We start from the raw sequence: 16,578 nt of genomic DNA, 5'->3' as shown, positions 1-16,578 counted from the left end.
ATGTGGGAGCCGGCGTTGCCGGCGATGCGCCGCGCGGGCGGCGCTCGATCTCAAGAACGCAGCAAAGCTTGCGGCAAGCGCCCGGGGATCTCACCGCCCCGCCAACAACCTGGCCTCGCTGGCCTTGATCGCAGTCAACGGCCCGCACACCAGCACCGAATCACCGGCATGCAGGCAGGTGCCGGTATTCAGCGCCAGCTCGGTGCCATTGCGCTGCACTGCCTGTAGCTCCACGCCCAACTGCTCCAGGGTCAGGTCGTCCAGGCGCCGTCCGCAGGCATAGGCGGTGGCTGGCAGGTGCACCGCATGCATCAGCACCTTGGGCTGGCCTTCGCTGTCGACCAGGTCGGTTTGCGCCCCCTGGTAGAAGCCTTGCAGCAGGCGGTAGCGGCTCTGCCGGACCTCCTCGACGGTCTGCCGCACCCGTTCCTCGGGCACGCCGAGCATCACCAGGGCATGGGATGCCAGCATCACGCTGGACTCCAGCACCTCCGGGACCACCGCACTGGCACCGGCGGCGCGCAGTTCGTCGCGCAGGCTGTCATCGCGGGTGCGCACCAGGATCGGAATCTGCGCGTTGCGTTGGCGCGCGGCCTTGAGCACGCTCATCGCCACCTCGGTGTTGTCCACCGCCACCACCAGCAGGCGCGAGCGTTCAAGGCCGATGGCCTCCAGTAATTCGCCACGCCGCGAATCGCCGTAATGCACGCAGTTCTCCCCGGCCGCCGCTTCCTGCACCCGCACCGGATCGTCGTCCAGGGCAATGAACGGCAGCTGCTCGCGGCGCAGGAAGCGGCCGATGGACTGGCCGACCCGACCGTAGCCGCAGATGATCACGTGGCCCTTGATGTCGGCACTCTGCGCTTCGATTTCCTCCAGGTGGATTTCCTCGTTGGGCTTGCGGTGCAAGCGCTGGGCCACGGCCGGAGCGGCGCGCAGCAGCAACGGGGTGACCAGCATCGAGCAGAAGGTCGCTGCCAGCAGCAGTTGACCCAGTTCGGCCGGCAGCAGGTTGCTTTGCTGCATCTGCGCCATCAGGGCGAAGCAGAACTCGCCGCCCTGGGCCAGGGCCAGGCCGCTGCGCCAGGCGGTTTCCGCGTCGCTGCCACGGACCCGCACCAGCGCCGCCACGACGATGCCCTTGAGCAGCAGCAGGCCGAGGGTCAGGGCGAGGATTTCCAGGCCATGGCTGGCGAACAGGTGCAGGTCGATGAGCATGCCGATACTGACGAAGAACAGGCCCAGCAGGATGTCGCGGAACGGGCGGATATCCGCCTCGATCTGGTGCCGGTAGTTGCTTTCGCCGAGGAGCATGCCAGCGAGGAAGGCGCCGAGGGCCGGGGACAGGCCGAGCAGGTGGGTCAGCCAGGCGGTCAGCAGGACGATCACCAGCGCCAGCAGGACGAACAGCTCCGCCGAGTGGGAACTGGCCACCTCGTGGAACAGGCGCGGCAGCAGCCAGCGACTGGCCAGCAGCAGGCCGACGAAGAGGATCACGGTCTTGCCCAGGGTCAGCGGCAGGGCCCAGTACCAGGCCTGGCTGGATTCGCCGGCGAACACCGGGATCAGGGTCAGCAGCAACACCGCCACCACGTCCTGGAACAGCAGCACGCCGATGGCGTTCTGGCCATGGCTGCTGAAGATCTCGCCGAGGCTGGTCAGTTCCTTGGAAACGATGGCCGTCGAGGACAGCGCCAGGCCGCCGCCCAGCAGCAGGGCCGCCGTGCTCGGCATACCCAGCAGCGCTAGGGCACCGGCCAGGGCCAGGCCGCAGAACACCACCTGCAGGCTGCCGAGGCCGAACACCACCTTGCGCAGGGCAAGCATTTTCGACAGGGAGAATTCCAGGCCGAGGGAAAACAGCAGGAATACCACGCCCATTTCCGCCAGGTCCGGCAGTTCCTCACTCTCGTTGACCCAGTCCAGCGCCGTAGGACCGACGAACAGTCCGACGCACAGGTATCCCAGTACCGGCGGCAATTGCAGACGCCGGAATACCGCGATGACAACCAGCGACGACGCCAGAATGATCAGCAGGTTTGCGAACACACCACACACTCCCTGTAAAAAACAGCAAAAAAACGTCTAGAGTACAGCGCTCGAAAAGCCGCTGCGTTGATCTGGGTCAATGTCTGGCGCAGCGCCAGGCGTCGCCTCGACGGGCTTTTCCCGGCGTCCTAGAATGGACCTTTCGTTCATTTGTATCGGTATTTTTCCATGCTTCCTGAATGCCAGTTGTTCGGCACCCTGGGTTGCCACCTGTGCGAAGTCGCCGAGGCGCTGCTCATGCCCTTCGTAGAGCACGGCCTGTTGGTCGAGCTGGTGGATATCGCCGACGATCAGCAACTGTTCGAGCGCTATGGTCTGAGCATCCCCGTGCTGCGCCGCTGTGACAACGGCGCCGAGCTGGGTTGGCCGTTTGATGCGGACCAGGTAGTGGCTTTCCTGGGGTGATCCGCCGCTTCACATTTTGATGCACAAGGACGCATGCAATTGTCACGGAGGCAGTTGGAGAATCCGCTGGCACCGGCCTTGGTGGCCGCTGCGGATTTTCTAGCCAAAGGAGTGGCAAGCATGTACCTCACCCCCCATTTCACCCTTGCCGAGATGACTGCGTCCCAGGTCGCCCTGCGCGCGGGGCTGGACAACAGCCCCGACAGTGTCGCCATCGCCAACCTCGTCGAACTGTGCAAGACCCTCGAAGCAGTACGCACTCTGGTCGACCGGCCGATCCTGGTCACCAGCGGCTACCGCTGCGAGGCGCTCAACCGCAGGATCGGTGGTTCGAACTCCAGCGCCCATATCCGGGGGCTGGCCGCCGATATCCTGGCCGTCAACCTGAGTCCGCGCCAGCTGGCGCAGCGGATCAGGGACAGCGACCTGGCCTTCGATCAGCTGATTCTTGAATTCGATGGCTGGGTCCATCTTGGCCTTGCCGAACAGCGCCAGCGCCGGCAGGTGCTGACTATCCGCAACGGGACTGGCTATCTGCCAGGCCTGCAATGAATCGTTGCGTTGATTGACGTTCGGCCTGCCTGCCTCCTATGCTGTATATAAATACAGTATTGGGGCGGGCAGGTTCGCGCCCGGAGAAGCATGATGGTCAAGGTCGAACAATTGAAATCCAGCATCAACCGCATGTCTGCCGAGGAGATTGGCGAGGTCGTCGCGGAGCTGCGCCTGGACGGGCTGGTTACCGACGAGCGCACGCCGTTCGGCAAGGTGCACTTCAACACCTGTTTTGCCGAGATCGAGGCACTGTTCCAGCGCGCCGGCTTTCATCGGCCCCTGGATGTGGTGGGCTACGAAGGCCAGGCCTATGCCTTGTACGATGCCAGCCGCTGGGAGGCGGTGGACGTTCTGCGCCGGCTCAAGGCCAGTTGCGACGCGGCCTCCACCGAGGCTGGCTGAGGCGGCGAGCATCCCGGATAATGGCCGGCTTCCAGGTTGCGAGTCTTCCCATGAGCGTTACTTTCGATCCGGCCAGCCAGCAGGCCAGCACGGTCTGCCTGCCGCCGGGCAACTGGTCCACGGTGCTGGACTGTCTCTGCGAGCACTTCAAGGCGATCGGCCGCGAGGTCTGGCTCGATCGCTTTGCCCGGGGGCGGGTGCTGGATGCCCAGGGGCAGCCGATCGCCGTCGATCATCCCTATCGCCCGGGGCTGCGCATCCACTATTTCCGCGAAGTGCCCAATGAAAAGCCGATTCCGGTGCTGGAAGACATCCTGCATGTGGATGAGCACCTGGTGGTGGCGGACAAGCCGCATTTCCTGCCGGTTACCCCGACCGGCGAGTATGTCGAGCAGACGCTGTTGCGGCGCCTGATCCGCCGGCTCGACAACCCTCACCTGGTGCCGTTGCACCGTATCGACCGGCATACCGCCGGGCTGGTGCTGTTCTCCGCCAATCCGCAAAGCCGCTCGGCGTACCAGCAACTGTTCCCGACCCGGCAGATCGACAAGCAGTACCAGGCCATCGCCCCGGCCTTGCCGGATGTCGCCTTCCCGCTGGTGCACAAGAGCCGCATGGCCAATGGCGAGCCGTTCTTCCGCATGCAGGAAGTGCCGGGCACGAGCAACAGCGAGACCCACGCCGAGGTGCTGGAGAAACACGGGCAATGGTGGCGCTACGGTCTGTCCCCGGTGACCGGCAAGACCCACCAGTTGCGCGTGCACATGGCCGCGCTGGGGGCGCCGATCTGCAATGACCCGTTCTATCCGGAGGTGTTGCAGGGTGAGGATGACTATGCGAAGCCGCTGAAGCTGTTGGCGAAGAGCCTGCGGTTCAAGGATCCGTTGACGGGGGAGGAGCGGTATTTCGAGAGTCGCCTGAGCCTGGATTGGTGAGTTGATCTTTCGGGTCTCATCGCTGGCAACGCCAGCTCCCACGGGTCACTGTGGGAGCTGGCGTTGCCAGCGATGAGGCCCGAAAGGTCAACAAAAAAGGCCCGGAGGTTCACACTTTCGGGCCTTTGTCATTCCACTCAACCTTAGCGGTTGAAGCGCTCCACCAGCGAGTACTGCGTGGTCGCCGTATGGGTCAGCTCTTCACTGAGCAGTGCCGAATGCTGCGCCTGCTCCGACGTCTGGTCGGCCAGGGCGGCGATGGTGCTGATGTTGCGGCTGATCTCTTCGGCGACCGAGCTCTGCTGCTCGGTGGCGGCAGCAATCTGGGTGGCCATGTCGGTGATATTGGCCACCGCTTCGCTGATGCCCACCAGCGCCTGGTCCGCTTCCATCACCCGTTGCACGCCTTCCTCGGCCTGGCGATGCCCGGCTTCCATGGTCTGCACGGCGTTGGTCGCGGTCTGCTGCAGCTTGGCGATCAGGCTGTGGATCTGCCCGGTGGACTCGCTGGTGCGCTGGGCCAGCTGGCGCACTTCGTCGGCCACCACGGCGAAGCCGCGGCCCATCTCGCCGGCACGGGCCGCTTCGATGGCGGCGTTGAGCGCCAGCAGGTTGGTCTGGTCGGCGATGCCCTTGATCACGTCGACTACGCCACCGATCTCGTCGCTGTCGCGGGCCAATTGGGTGACGGTCTGCCCGGTTTCACCCACGGCAGTGGACAGGCGCTGGATGGCGTCGCGGGTTTCCCCGGCGATGCTGCGGCCGCGGTCGGTCAGGCGGTTCGCCGCCTGGGTGGCGTCGGCGGTGCGCTGCACGTGGTTGGCCACTTCCTGGGTGGTGGCGGCCATTTCGTTGACCGCCGCAGCGACCTGTTCGGTCTCGACCCGCTGGCGTTCCAGGCCCGAGGAGCTGTTGTGGGCCAGGGCGTCGGACTGGCGGGCCTGTTCGTTGAGGTGCTCGGCCGTATCCTGCAGGCGCGTCAGGCAGGTCTTCAGGCGCGCGTCCTGGCTGAGCATGGCCATTTCCAGGCGGGCCTGGACGCCGCGGCTGTCGGTGAACATCTGCGCGATCAGCGGGTCGGAGGTGGTCTGTTCGGCCAGGCGCAGCAGGCGCTTGAGTCCGCGCTGCTGCCAGCTCAGGCCGAGCAGGCCCAGCGGTACGGAGAGGGCGGCGGCCAGGGCGAAGCCCCAGGAGTGGCCCAGCCAGATACCGATCAGGAAGCCGATCTGGCTGACCATGATGAACGGCAGCCAGTCCTGCAGCACCGGCAGCCACTTGTCGCGGCGCGGAATCGCCGACTTGCCGTCGTTGATGCGCTTGTACAGGGCTTCGGCGCGGCGGACCTGCTCGGCGGTCGGCTTGACCCGCACCGACTCGTAGCCCACCACCTGGTTGTTCTCGAAGATCGGCGTGACGTAGGCGTTGACCCAGTAATGGTCGCCGGACTTGCAGCGGTTCTTGACGATGCCCATCCATGGCAGGCCCTGCTTGAGGGTCGACCACATATGGGCGAATACCGCAGGCGGCACATCCGGGTGGCGCACCAGGTTGTGCGGCGCGCGCATCAGCTCATCGCGGGAGAAGCCGCTGATTTCGATGAAGGCATCGTTGCAGTAGGTAATGACACCCTTGGCATCGGTAGTCGAAATCAACCGTTGTTGGGCAGGGAAAGTCCGTTCTCTCTGGGTAATCGGCTGGTTGTTGCGCATAAGCTGTTCAATCCGCAAGGCTTTCGTGTGGTATCGGCAGATACACGAAAAAATTGAATGAATATTTGGGTTTTATTGATCTTGCTCAATATTCGTTTTGAGCGCCTGGGCTAATGAAAGTCGTCACGTTCATGAAATTTGCGCGCATTCTTTCACACTTTCGCAACATAAGTCAGGCAATGACCGATGGTTCATGAGTTCGCCAGCTGCGGGTAGGTGAACCAGGCGAAATGCGCCAGGTTCAGCCCGAAATGGGCGAGCACCGCCGCCGGCAGTCCGCCATGGCGCCAGGCTAGCCCATAACCGACCCCGGCCAGCGTCGCCAGCGCGACCCATGGCCAACCGCCACCGACGTGGGCCAGGCCGAACAGCAGGGCGCTTGCGGCCAGGGCAGGGTTGGCGCCGATAAACCGTTGCAGGCCGCCCTGGAGATAACCGCGGAACAGGGCCTCTTCCACCAGGCTCACCAGCAGCAGGTTGTTGGCGACCCAGAGCCAGGCCTGGGGTGGCCATTTGGGGGAGCAGTCCACCAGGCCGATGAGCCAGGCGATGCCCAGGCAGGCCACGGGTGTCGCCACGATTGCCAGCAGCGCCCGGCCCGGCCGTGCAGCGTGCGGCAGGACGATCCACGGACAGGCCAGCAGCAGCCAGAAGCCGATCAGTGGCTTGTCCAGGTTCAGGTTCATGGAGAAGGGTGCGGCGTCGGGGCTGAAGCGGACCTGATCGAATACCCGGCCGTTGTCGAAACCGGGGAACCAGTGCAGGGCGAGGGGCAGGGCGGTAAGGAAGAACAGCAGATGCCCTGCGACTTTCCATTGCGGTTGGCGCACCATCCAGGCGCTGGCCAGCAGCAGGACAATCACCGGCAGAACGGCCGGGCCAAGGCTGCCATGGCCCAGGGCCAGGGCATAACCCGTGGTGGGCAGGGCCAGCAGAATCCAGCGGAAGGCGTGCATGTCGGGTCCTTTGCGAAGGGGCATGCAGGCTTCGACTGTGGTGGTGGTGCTCAGGACACGTGCAGGCAGCGCCATTTCATCGCCGGCAAGCCGGCTCCCACAGGGTTCCGGGTCGGTCACGGAATTGGTGTCCGCCGCGGACCCTGTGGGAGCTGGCTTGCCAGCGATCAAGGTCAGCGAGCAATCATCTGCCGCAACACATAATGCAGAATCCCCCCGGCCTTGAAGTACTCGACCTCATTCAAGGTGTCGATCCGGCACAGCACGGCGATCTTCTCGACACTGCCATCTTCCCGGGTGATGCGCAGGTCCAGGCTCATATGCGGCTCGATCCGGGTACCGGTCAGGCCGAGGATGTCGATGCTCTCCCGCCCGGTAAGCCCGAGCTGCTTGCGATCCTGCCCGGCACTGAACTGCAATGGCAGCACGCCCATGCCCACCAGGTTCGAGCGATGGATACGCTCGAAGCTTTCCGCCAGCACTGCCTTGACCCCCAGCAGATTGGTGCCCTTGGCCGCCCAGTCGCGGCTGGAGCCGGTGCCGTATTCCTGCCCGGCGATCACCACCAGCGGGGTGCCTTCGTCGCGGTAGCGCATGGCTGCATCGTAGATCGCCAGCTTGTCGCCGCTGGGCACATGGACGGTGTTGCCGCCTTCCTCGCCGCCAAGCATTTCGTTGCGGATGCGGATATTGGCGAAGGTGCCGCGCATCATCACTTCATGGTTGCCGCGCCGTGAGCCGTAGGAGTTGAAGTCCTTCGGTTCCACGCCCTTGTCGCGCAGGTAGCGCCCGGCCGGGCTGTCGGCCTTGATATTACCGGCCGGGGAGATGTGGTCGGTGGTCACCGAGTCGCCGAGCAGGGCGAGGATCCTCGCACTGTGCACGTCACCGATGGCCGGCGGCGGTCCGGAGATGCCGTCGAAGAAGGGCGGGTGCTGGATATAGGTGGAGTCGTCCTGCCAGACATAGGTCGCGGCCTGCGGTACCTCGATGGCCTGCCATTGGGCATCGCCGGCGAACACTTCGGCGTATTCCTTGTGGAACATCCGCGTATCGACCTGGGCCACCGCCGCAGCGATTTCCTGCTGGCTCGGCCAGATGTCCCGCAGGTACACCGGCTGGCCGCTGGCGTCCTGGCCCAGGGGCTCGCTGCCGAGGTCGATGCGCACCGTGCCGGCCAGGGCATAGGCCACCACCAGCGGCGGCGAGGCCAGCCAGTTGGTCTTCACCAACGGATGCACGCGGCCTTCGAAGTTGCGGTTGCCGGACAGCACCGACGCCACCACCAGGTCGGCCTTGCTGATCGCCGCCTCGATCGGTTCGGCCAGCGGCCCCGAGTTGCCGATGCAGGTGGTGCAGCCATAGCCCACCAGGTCGAAGCCCAGTTCATCCAGATAGCGGGTCAGGCCGGCCGCCTTGTAGTAGTCGGTGACCACCTTGGAGCCGGGGGCCAGCGAGCTCTTGACCCACGGCTTGCGTTGCAGACCCTTTTCCACGGCCTTTTTCGCCAGCAGGCCGGCGGCCATCATCACGCTGGGGTTGGACGTGTTGGTGCAGGAGGTGATTGCCGCGATCACCACGGCGCCGTCCTTGAGGGTGTGTTGCCGGCCTTCGAAGTCGAAACGGATCTCGCCGTGGCCTTCGGCACCAGTCTTGCGCGCATTGAGGCCGAGGAAGTCATCGAAAGCCTTGCCGACACCGGGCAGGGCGACCCGGTCCTGCGGCCGTTTCGGCCCGGCCAGGCTGGCCTGGACCTCGCCCATGTCCAACGCCAGGCTATCGCTGAACACGGGCTCCTGGCCCGGCTCGCGCCACAGGCCCTGGGCCTTGCAATAGGCTTCGACCAGTTCGACGGTGTCCGTCGGCCGCCCGGACAGCCGCAGGTAATCCAGGGTCACGTCGTCCACCGGGAAGAAACCGCAGGTAGCGCCGTATTCCGGGGCCATGTTGGCCAGGGTGGCGCGGTCGGCCAGGGGCAGGTCGGCGAGGCCGTCACCGTAGAATTCGACGAATTTGCCCACCACACCTTTCTTGCGCAGCATCTGCGTCACTGTCAGCACCAGGTCGGTGGCGGTGATGCCTTCGCGCAGCTTGCCGGTGAGCTTGAAGCCGATCACCTCGGGAATCAGCATCGACACCGGCTGGCCAAGCATGGCCGCTTCCGCCTCGATGCCGCCGACGCCCCAGCCGAGCACACCGAGGCCGTTGATCATGGTGGTGTGCGAGTCGGTGCCGACCAGGGTGTCGGGGAACGCCCAGGTGCGGCCGTCTTCCTCGCGGGTCCAGACCGTGCGGCCGAGGTATTCCAGGTTGACCTGGTGGCAGATGCCGGTACCCGGCGGCACCACGCGGAAGTTGTCGAAGGCGTTCTGGCCCCAGCGCAGGAAGGCGTAGCGCTCACCATTGCGCTGCATTTCGATGTCGACGTTTTCACTGAACGCGGCCGGGCTGGCGTAGCGGTCGACCATCACCGAGTGGTCGATCACCAGGTCCACTGGCGACAGCGGATTGATCCGCTGCGGATCGCCACCGGCCTTGGCCATCGCTGCGCGCATGGCGGCCAGGTCGACCACCGCCGGCACCCCGGTGAAGTCCTGCATCAATACCCGCGCCGGGCGGTACTGGATCTCGCGGTCGGATTTGCGTTCCTTGAGCCAGTCGGCCAGGGCCTGCAGGTCAGTGCCGATGACGGTTTCGCCGTCTTCCCAGCGCAGCAGGTTTTCCAGCAGCACCTTGAGGGATTTCGGCAGCTTGTGCAGGTCGCCCAGGCTTCGCGCGGCCTCGGTCAAACTGTAGTAATGGTATTCGTGGCCACCCACGGCCAGGGTCTTGAGGGTTTTCAGGCTATCGAGCGAGGGCATCGATCAACTCCTTCTGCACGGTCCGCACGGCACGGACCTGGCTGAACAGTCAGGTTAGTCCCGTTTGGCTGACCCGACCCAGTACTGGACCGGTGGGGCGTGTCGCCAGTTCCGAAACTCCTTTATCATTCGGCGATTTGCCGCCGGGGCGAGTTGATCCCGGTCAGGGCCGGGGTCGACTGCGCCAACGGCCGTTCTGGAGTGAGTGATGAATACCCTGTTCCTGCATTGCCGGCCCGGTTTCGAGGGCGAGGTCTGTTCCGAGATCAGCGAGCATGCCGCGCTGCTCGACGTTGCCGGCTATGCCAAGGCCAAGCCGCAAAGCGCCTGCGCCGAGTTCGTCTGCAACGACGCCGAGGGCGCTGCGCGACTGATGAGCGAGCTGCGTTTCAAGCAGCTGATCTTCCCCCGCCAGTGGGCCCGCGGCAGCTTCGTCGAGCTGCCGGAAACCGACCGCATCAGCGTGCTGCTGGAGCACCTGGCCGACTACCCGGTGGCCGGCAGCCTGTGGCTGGAGGTGATGGACAGCAACGACGGCAAGGAGCTTTCGACCTTCTGCCGCAAGTTCGAAGTACCGCTGCGCAAGGCCCTGGTCAAGGCCGGCCGCCTGCGCGAGCAGGACGGCCCGGGGCCGCGCCTGTTGCTGACCTTCGTCAGTGGCCGGCGGGTGTTCCTCGGCCTGGCCGATGCCGACAACTCGGCGATGTGGCCGATGGGCATCCCGCGCCTGAAGTTCCCCCGCGAGGCACCGAGCCGCTCGACCTTGAAGCTGGAAGAGGCCTGGCACCATTTCATCCCCCGCGAGCAATGGGACCAGCGCCTGTCCGATGACATGACCGGCGTCGACCTCGGTGCCGCGCCGGGTGGCTGGACCTACCAACTGGTCAAGCGCGGCATGCTGGTCACCGCCATCGACAACGGGCCGATGGCCGAAAGCCTGATGGACACCGGCTTGATCCAGCACTTGATGGCCGACGGCTTTACCTGGAAGCCGAAGCAGCGGGTCGACTGGATGGTCTGCGATATCGTCGAGAAGCCGGCGCGCACTGCGGCGATGATCGAGGAATGGCTGGGTGACGGGCATTGCCGCGAGGCGGTGGTCAATCTCAAGCTGCCGATGAAGCAGCGCTACGCCGAGGTAAAGCGCCTGCTGGAACGCATCGAAGAGGGCTTCAAGGCGCGCAAGGTCAAGGTTTCCATCGGCTGCAAGCAGCTCTACCACGACCGCGAGGAGGTGACCTGCCACCTGCGTCGCCTCGACCTCAAGTCCCGCTGAATTCAACGCCTGTGGAGTTTTCCAATGACCGATTTCACCCCTGACGCCGTGCTCGATGCCACCGGCCTGAACTGCCCGGAGCCGGTGATGATGTTGCACCAGTACGTGCGTGACCTCAGCGCCGGCGGCCTGCTCAAGGTGATCGCCACCGACCCGTCGACCCGTCGCGATATTCCCAAGTTCTGCGTGTTCCTCGGCCATGAGCTGGTGCAGCAGGAGGAAGAGGGCGGCACCTACCTGTACTGGATCCGCAAGAAGCTCGACTGACACCCCTGTCTGTTACTCCGCTGTTTCCTCCGGTGACGCTTGCACCGGCAGGGTGCACTGATTGGGTGCGAGGCCTTTGCCTGCACCCGGTTCCAGCACTGCCTTCCCTCGACTTCCCACTATCCGGCACACAGGTTGCTAGCGAATCGCTATCACCCTGGCGTCTGCGGAAACGTTTGCGCTCAAGGGTACCCATATGCGCAGGAGTGAGTCATGAACAGTCTGTTGTCACCGGGTGCGCGGTTGTTGGGGCGCTTTGGCTTCGCTCGCAAGTTCCAGTTGCTGTTTTTGCTGTTCATGCTGCCGTTGGTGTTCAGCCTGGGGCTGATCGGTATGGATTACCGTGCACGGCTGTCGGTAATTGCCGGCGAACAGTCCGGCGTGCGCCAGTTGCTGGTACTCGACGAACTGGAGCGCGAGCTGTCGGCCCAGCGCTATCGGGCGGCGCGCTGGAAAGCCATCGATATCCTTCGCGAGCCCACCGCCGAAGCGCGGCAGTTAATGGGCGAGATCGATGCCGCGCTGCCGCGCATCGAACAGTCACTGAAAAACCTCAAGGCCACCCTGGACCAGGAAAAGGCTGGCGCCGACACCCTGGCCCGTTACGAAACCCTGCAAGGTTCGGTGGCCGGCCTGGACAGCCAGTCGCTGCGCGGGGTCGGCTGGTGGCCGGATGGCTACGACCGTTTCACCGCGACCATCGGCCACCTGCAAGCCTTGCGTGAGCAGATCGCCATGGACACCGGTCTGATCCTCGACCCGTGGCTGGAAACCTACCTGCTGATGCAGCTCTCGACCCAGCAGACGCCGGAGCTGATCGAGCGGATCGGACGCATGGCCAGTATCGGCCAGACCTCGGTGGTCTCCGGCCAGTTCAGCCTGCAAAGCCGCCTGCAGATACGCGACCTGCGCAGCCGTATCGGCGATGCCCGCGAGCAGATGGTCAAGACCGCTGGCGCTCTGCAAACCCGCCTGCCCCCCGAGTTGCAGGGTTGGGCCGGGCGTTACGGGGCGAGCCTGAAGGTGCTCGATAGCGAATTGGCGGTGCTGGATGACGGCCTGTTCGGCGGCACCATCAAGCTCAAGCCGGCCGAGTTCGAGGCCAGCATCGGCCGTCTGCTGGACGACAGCTTCGCCCTGCGTGGGCAGTCGTTGCAGTCGCTGAACGAGCGCCTGGACTACTACCACGCCAAGTCCAACCGCGAGTTCATCCCGGTCGGCGTGACCATTGGCGGGCTGCTACTGGTCGCGCTGTACCTGTTCGCCTGTTTGCAAGCCTCGATCCGCCGCAGTGCCAGTGGCATCACCACCCTGGCCGAGTCGTTGCGCGACGGTAACCTGTGCGTCGAGGTGTCGGTGCAGGGCCGCGACGAGCTGGCGGCGATCAGCCAGGCGCTGAACGTCGCCGTGGTGCAGTTGCGCGCCAGCCTGCTCGGGGTCAATCACGAGACCCGGCAACTGGGCTCGGCGGTGCAGACCCTGAACGTCCAGGCCAACGGCACCTTGCAGGATGTCGAGCGCCAGCAGTCGCAGATCAGCCAGATCGCCGCCGCCGCTACCCAGTTGGCAGCGACCTCACAGGAAGTGGCGCGCAGTTGCGAGCATGCCTCGGACAGCGCCCGGCAGACCCGGCGCATTGCCGAGGACAGCAGCCGCGACAGCCAGCGCACCACCGACAGCATCCAGCAGCTCAACCGCCGCCTGACCGACACCGCCGAGGCGCTGGGACGGGTCAGCGAGCAGGGCCAGCAGATCCAGTCGGTGGTCGATGCCATTCGCGGCATCGCCGAGCAGACCAACCTGCTGGCCCTCAACGCTGCCATCGAAGCGGCGCGGGCCGGGGAGCAGGGGCGAGGCTTTGCCGTGGTGGCGGATGAGGTGCGCAGCCTGTCCCAGCGTACCCAGGCGTCCACCGCACAGATTGCCGCGACGGTGGACAGCCTGCGCGCCAACGTGACCCAGGCGGTCAGCCTGATGGAGGCGGCCTGTGGCCAGGCGGTCGAGGATGCGCAGTCGGTGACCGGGCTGGGCCAGCGCCTTGGGGAAATCGCCGGGGCGGTGCAGGGCGTCACCGATACCCTGGCGCAGATCCTCACGGCGGTGGAAGAGCAGACCGGCACTGCCGATGAGGTCAGCGGCAATATCCAGCAGGTCGATCAGGCCGCCGGCCGCCTGCTCGACGGCGCTCGCGCGGTGAACCAGGCGGCGGACACCCTCAGCCAGGGCAGCCGCGCGCTCAACGACAACACCGCGCGCTTCAACCTGGGCTGAGGTCGCTCTCGCCCACCTGGGCGGCCCGGCGGATATGCCGTCGGGTGCAGCGCAGCAGGCGGATCGACAGCATGATCGCCGCGCAGGTCAGGCCGGCGATCAGTCCCTGCCACAGGCCGCTGGGGCCGCTGGCCGGGCCCAGGTGGTCGGTCAGCCCGAGCAGGTAGCCCACCGGCAGGCCGATGCCCCAGTAGGCGAACAGGGTCAGGATCATGGTCACCCGGGTGTCCTGGTAGCCGCGCAGGGCGCCGGCGCAGATCACCTGGATGGCGTCGGAGAACTGGTAGAGCGCGGCGAACACGATGAGCATCGCGGCGATCTGGATCACTGCGCTGTCCGGCGTGTAGATCGACGCAATCTGCTCGCGCAGCAAGAGGATCAGCGAGGCGGAGAAGGCCGCGAAAACCAGCGCCGTGCCCAGCCCGACCTGGGCGGCGAAGCGCGCCTGGTGCGGATCGCCGCGACCCACTGCCTGGCCTACCCGGACCGTCACCGCCATGCCCAGGGAGTAGGGGATCATGAACAGCAGCGAGCTGATGTTCAGGGCGATCTGGTGCCCGGCGACCACGGTCGGGCCGAGGCTGCCGATCAGCAGGGCGATCACCGCGAAGATGCTCGACTCGGCGAACACCGCGATGCCGATCGGCAGGCCGATGCCGAGCAGGCGCTTGATCGTCGTCCACTGCGGCCGGTCGAGGCGCACCAGCACCCGGCTGCTGGCATAGGCCGGTGCCCAGCGGCTCCAGGCGGCCATGCTCAGGGCCATGAACCAGCCGACAATGCCGGTGGCCCAGCCGCAACCGACGCCACCCAGCGCCGGCAGGCCGAGATGGCCGTAGATCAGCACCCAGTTCAGCGGGATATTCAGCAGCAGGCCGCAGAGGCCGATGACCATGCTCGGCCGGGTCCGGCCCAGGCCATCGCTGTAGCAGCGCAGCACGTAATAGAGGGCGATGCCGGGGAAACCGAAGGCGATGCCGTGCAGGTAGCCCATGCTCGGCTCGATCAACTGCGGATCGACTTTCATCAGGTGCAGGATGGGCTCGGCGCCGAGCAGCAGGGCGCTGGACAGCAGGCCCACCACCAGCGCCAGCCACAGCGCCTGACGCACCAACGGGCCGATCTCGCCGTGCTGGCCGGCGCCGAAGCGCTGCGCCACCTTGGGCGTGGTGGCCAAAAGGATGCCGGTCATCAGCAGGTACACCGGGATCCAGATCGAGTTGCCCAGGGCCACGGCGGCAAGGTCCTCGGGGCTGACCCGGCCGGCCATCACCGCGTCGACGAAGCCCATGGCGGTGGTCGCCAACTGGGCGACGATGATCGGGGTGGCAAGGCGCAGCAGGCTGCGGACTTCGGTGCGGATGGCAGGCATGTGATCGAGGGGCTGGCAGGGAAAGCGGCGTAGTCTACCCCTTGATCGTCTGGTCAGGAAATGTTGGTGTCTGGTCTGGCCTCATCGCTGGCAAGCCAGCTCCCACAACGTTCACTTGCGCTGCGGACACTGTGGGAGCTGGCTTGCCAGCGATGAGGCCCGGCCAGACACCGCTTGGTCATTGCCCATTCCACCCCCTACACTGCCAACCCCTCACAGGAGACCCCCCATGCTGATCGTTGCCGACGAAAACATCCCCCTGCTCGATGCCTTCTTTGCCGGCTTCGGCGAGATCCGCCGTTATCCGGGGCGGGCCATCGACAGCGACTGCGTGCGCGACGCCGATGTGCTGCTGGTGCGTTCGGTGACCAAGGTCGACCGGGCCCTGCTCGAAGGCAGTCGGGTACGCTTCGTCGGCACCTGCACCATCGGTACCGACCACCTGGACCTCGGTTATTTCGCCGAGGCCGGTATCCACTGGTCCAGCGCACCGGGTTGCAACGCCCGGGGGGTGGTGGACTACGTGCTGGGCAGCCTGCTGACCCTGGCCGAGCTGGATGGCGCCGAGCTGGCTTCGCGCACTTATGGTGTGGTGGGCGCCGGTCAGGTCGGCGGGCGCCTGGTCGAGGTGTTGCGCGGGCTGGGTTGGAAGGTGCTGGTCTGCGATCCGCCACGCCAGGCTGCCGAGGGCGGGGATTATGTCGGGCTGGAGCGGATCCTCGCCGAGTGCGACGTGATCAGCCTGCACACGCCCTTGACCCGCGCCGGCGAGCAGCCGACCTGGCATCTGCTGGACCGCGAGCGCCTGGCACAACTGCGTCCGGGGGCCTGGTTGATCAATGCTGCCCGTGGCCCGGTCATCGACAATGCGGCGCTGCGTGAACTGCTGCTGGCGCGCGAGGATGTGCTGGCGGTGCTGGATGTCTGGGAAGAGGAGCCGCTGGTGGACGTGGAACTGGCCGATCTGTGCGTGATCGCCACCCCGCATATCGCCGGCTACAGCCTCGACGGCAAGCAGCGCGGCACGGCGCAGATCTACCAGGCCTATTGCGCCTGGCGCGGCGAGGCGGAGCGGGTACAGCTTGCCGACTTGCTGCCCCAGCCCTGGCTGGCGCGGCTGGAATTCCAGGCCGACACCGATCCGGCCTGGGCCCTGGCGACCCTGTGCCGCGCGGTGTATGACCCGCGCCGCGACGATGCGGATTTCCGCCGCAGTCTCGGCGATGATCCGGCAGCGCAGAAGGTGGCGTTCGATCTGTTGCGCAAGGGCTATCCGGTGCGGCGGGAGATCGAGGGGTTGAAGGTCAAGGCTGAAGGTGGGGCGGTTCGGCGGATTGCTACGGCCTTGGGTTGTGTGATCGAGCGCTGACTGCTGTGCTGGTCTTGGGGGCCTCATCGCTGGCAAGCCAGCTCCCACAGGGGCGATGTACGCCGATCCTTGTGGGAGCTGGCTTGCCAGCGATGAGCATGGGTATCTACACATCTCTGCCATGCTCAACGCGGACCTTGTGGGAGCGGCT

Annotated in this window: 13 protein-coding genes; 8 read left to right on the top strand and 5 right to left on the bottom strand. The window is 65.6% G+C overall.

The window, feature by feature from the left end:
• Window positions 1–90: 90 nt before the first annotated feature.
• Window positions 91–2,049, bottom strand: a complete 1,959-nt coding sequence (locus ACODSK_RS29890) for a cation:proton antiporter (RefSeq protein ID WP_489021363.1) — start codon at window positions 2,047–2,049, stop codon at window positions 91–93.
• A gap of 168 nt (window positions 2,050–2,217) precedes the next feature.
• On the opposite strand from ACODSK_RS29890, the gene ACODSK_RS29885 reads away from it, so the two are divergent.
• The 4 genes from ACODSK_RS29885 (at window position 2,218) to ACODSK_RS29870 (ending at window position 4,346) form a co-directional block, all read left to right on the top strand.
• Window positions 2,218–2,454: a glutaredoxin family protein gene (locus ACODSK_RS29885; protein ID WP_489021361.1), complete on the top strand. Its 237-nt coding sequence runs from the start codon at window positions 2,218–2,220 to the stop codon at window positions 2,452–2,454.
• A gap of 120 nt (window positions 2,455–2,574) precedes the next feature.
• On the top strand, window positions 2,575–3,006 hold the full coding sequence (locus ACODSK_RS29880; protein ID WP_489021359.1) for a D-Ala-D-Ala carboxypeptidase family metallohydrolase: 432 nt from the start codon (window positions 2,575–2,577) through the stop codon (window positions 3,004–3,006).
• Window positions 3,007–3,099: 93 nt separating this feature from the next.
• Window positions 3,100–3,411: a transcriptional regulator gene (locus ACODSK_RS29875; RefSeq protein ID WP_489021357.1), complete on the top strand. Its 312-nt coding sequence runs from the start codon at window positions 3,100–3,102 to the stop codon at window positions 3,409–3,411.
• A gap of 50 nt (window positions 3,412–3,461) precedes the next feature.
• The gene (locus ACODSK_RS29870; RefSeq protein WP_489021355.1) at window positions 3,462–4,346 is read left to right on the top strand and encodes a pseudouridine synthase; all 885 of its coding nucleotides are present in this window, start codon (window positions 3,462–3,464) and stop codon (window positions 4,344–4,346) included.
• A 143-nt stretch (window positions 4,347–4,489) separates the two neighbouring features.
• Here ACODSK_RS29870 and ACODSK_RS29865 read toward each other — a convergent pair whose 3' ends face one another.
• From ACODSK_RS29865 to acnA, 3 genes are all read right to left on the bottom strand, one after another.
• A complete protein-coding gene (locus tag ACODSK_RS29865) occupies window positions 4,490–6,055 on the bottom strand; it encodes a methyl-accepting chemotaxis protein (RefSeq protein ID WP_489021353.1) in 1,566 nt (521 codons plus the stop codon).
• Between the two features lie 191 nt (window positions 6,056–6,246).
• Entirely contained in the window at window positions 6,247–7,011 is a 765-nt protein-coding gene (locus tag ACODSK_RS29860) for a CPBP family intramembrane glutamic endopeptidase (RefSeq protein ID WP_489021352.1), read from the bottom strand.
• A 173-nt stretch (window positions 7,012–7,184) separates the two neighbouring features.
• Window positions 7,185–9,872, bottom strand: a complete 2,688-nt coding sequence (acnA, locus tag ACODSK_RS29855; protein ID WP_489021350.1) for an aconitate hydratase AcnA — start codon at window positions 9,870–9,872, stop codon at window positions 7,185–7,187.
• A gap of 208 nt (window positions 9,873–10,080) precedes the next feature.
• Here acnA and rlmM point away from each other — a divergent pair, with 208 nt between their 5' ends.
• The 3 genes from rlmM (at window position 10,081) to ACODSK_RS29840 (ending at window position 13,686) form a co-directional block, all read left to right on the top strand.
• The gene (gene rlmM / locus ACODSK_RS29850) at window positions 10,081–11,148 is read left to right on the top strand and encodes a 23S rRNA (cytidine(2498)-2'-O)-methyltransferase RlmM (RefSeq protein WP_489021348.1); all 1,068 of its coding nucleotides are present in this window, start codon (window positions 10,081–10,083) and stop codon (window positions 11,146–11,148) included.
• Between the two features lie 24 nt (window positions 11,149–11,172).
• Window positions 11,173–11,415, top strand: coding sequence for a sulfurtransferase TusA (gene tusA / locus ACODSK_RS29845; RefSeq protein WP_489021346.1), 243 nt, complete (start codon window positions 11,173–11,175; stop codon window positions 11,413–11,415).
• A gap of 213 nt (window positions 11,416–11,628) precedes the next feature.
• Complete coding sequence (locus ACODSK_RS29840) at window positions 11,629–13,686, top strand: methyl-accepting chemotaxis protein (RefSeq protein WP_489021344.1); 2,058 nt, start codon at window positions 11,629–11,631, stop codon at window positions 13,684–13,686.
• Here ACODSK_RS29840 and ACODSK_RS29835 read toward each other — a convergent pair.
• Window positions 13,673–15,058, bottom strand: a complete 1,386-nt coding sequence (locus ACODSK_RS29835) for an MATE family efflux transporter (protein ID WP_489021343.1) — start codon at window positions 15,056–15,058, stop codon at window positions 13,673–13,675. The genes ACODSK_RS29840 and ACODSK_RS29835 overlap by 14 nt on opposite strands.
• Before the next feature lie 229 nt (window positions 15,059–15,287).
• Here ACODSK_RS29835 and pdxB point away from each other — a divergent pair, with 229 nt between their 5' ends.
• Window positions 15,288–16,427 carry a 4-phosphoerythronate dehydrogenase PdxB gene (gene pdxB, locus ACODSK_RS29830; protein ID WP_489021341.1) on the top strand — a complete coding sequence of 380 codons (1,140 nt, stop codon included), beginning with the start codon at window positions 15,288–15,290 and terminating at the stop codon, window positions 16,425–16,427.
• The last annotated feature ends 151 nt before the right edge of the window (window positions 16,428–16,578 follow it).

This window comes from Pseudomonas sp. FG98 (assembly GCF_057808595.1).
The sequence above is the reverse complement of the archived record's forward strand: the minus strand, read 5'-3'. Positions and strand labels throughout refer to the sequence as shown.

Bases quoted from the DNA above. Each gene is read 5' to 3' on its own strand.
- ACODSK_RS29885 (WP_489021361.1), top strand. From the start codon at position 2,218: ATGCTTCCTGAATGCCAGTTGTTCGGCACCCTGGGTTGCCACCTGTGC.
- ACODSK_RS29880 (WP_489021359.1), top strand. From the start codon at position 2,575: ATGTACCTCACCCCCCATTTCACCCTTGCCGAGATGACTGCGTCCCAG.
- ACODSK_RS29875 (WP_489021357.1), top strand. From the start codon at position 3,100: ATGGTCAAGGTCGAACAATTGAAATCCAGCATCAACCGCATGTCTGCC.
- ACODSK_RS29870 (WP_489021355.1), top strand. From the start codon at position 3,462: ATGAGCGTTACTTTCGATCCGGCCAGCCAGCAGGCCAGCACGGTCTGC.
- ACODSK_RS29865 (WP_489021353.1), bottom strand. From the start codon at position 6,055: ATGCGCAACAACCAGCCGATTACCCAGAGAGAACGGACTTTCCCTGCC.
- ACODSK_RS29860 (WP_489021352.1), bottom strand. From the start codon at position 7,011: ATGCACGCCTTCCGCTGGATTCTGCTGGCCCTGCCCACCACGGGTTAT.
- acnA (WP_489021350.1), bottom strand. From the start codon at position 9,872: ATGCCCTCGCTCGATAGCCTGAAAACCCTCAAGACCCTGGCCGTGGGT.
- rlmM (WP_489021348.1), top strand. From the start codon at position 10,081: ATGAATACCCTGTTCCTGCATTGCCGGCCCGGTTTCGAGGGCGAGGTC.
- tusA (WP_489021346.1), top strand. From the start codon at position 11,173: ATGACCGATTTCACCCCTGACGCCGTGCTCGATGCCACCGGCCTGAAC.
- ACODSK_RS29840 (WP_489021344.1), top strand. From the start codon at position 11,629: ATGAACAGTCTGTTGTCACCGGGTGCGCGGTTGTTGGGGCGCTTTGGC.
- ACODSK_RS29835 (WP_489021343.1), bottom strand. From the start codon at position 15,058: ATGCCTGCCATCCGCACCGAAGTCCGCAGCCTGCTGCGCCTTGCCACC.
- pdxB (WP_489021341.1), top strand. From the start codon at position 15,288: ATGCTGATCGTTGCCGACGAAAACATCCCCCTGCTCGATGCCTTCTTT.